Below are 686 nucleotides of genomic sequence, written 5' to 3'. Positions count from 1 at the left end.
CGTTCCGACCCGCGCGCGGCGCCGGACCCGGGCGTGGCGGAAGACCAGCGCGCCGCGGCGGCCTTGCTGGCCGTCGATCCGGTGGGCCTCGGCGGCGCGGTGCTGCGCGGCGGGCCGGGGCCGGAACGCGATGGCTGGCTTGCGCTGCTGCGTGCGAATTTGCCGGATGGCACGCCCTGGCGTCGGATGCCGGCCTCGGTGCCGGACAGCCGGCTGCTCGGCGGCCTTGATCTCGCCGCAACGCTTGCCGCGGGGCGGCCGGTTGCCGAACGTGGCGTCCTGGCGGAAGCCGATGGCGGCGTGCTGGTGCTCGCCATGGCCGAACGCGCCGCACCAGGCATGGCCGCCCGCATCGCGGCTGTGATGGATGCGGGCGAGGTCGCGCTGGAACGCGACGGCATCGCCCGTCGCCTGGCCGCGCGCTTCGGCCTAGTCGCGCTGGATGAGGGGGTGGAGGAGGAACGCGTCGCCGCCCCGCTGGTCGACCGTTGCGCCTTCCATCTTGCGCCCATGGCGCTGCCGGCCGGGTCGCCGCCGGCGGACATCGCCGCGGCGCGCGCGCGCCTGCACGATGTGCGCGTGCCGGAGGAGGTGGTGCGCGCACTCGCCGGCGCCTCGCTGGCGCTCGGCATCGATTCGCTGCGTGCGCCACTGCTCGCCTTGCGCGCCGCGGTGGCCGCGGCGGC

At 77.0% G+C, this 686-nt stretch carries 1 pseudogene; it reads left to right on the top strand.

Going from position 1 to position 686, the window contains the following annotated elements:
• Positions 1-686: pseudogene (gene bchD, locus HW577_RS26070) on the top strand (magnesium chelatase subunit D); the annotation flags it as partial.

It is taken from the genome of Neoroseomonas rubea (assembly GCF_016106015.1).
Lineage (GTDB): Bacteria > Pseudomonadota > Alphaproteobacteria > Acetobacterales > Acetobacteraceae > Neoroseomonas > Neoroseomonas rubea.
This window is presented reverse-complemented; position numbering and strand designations above follow the sequence as displayed.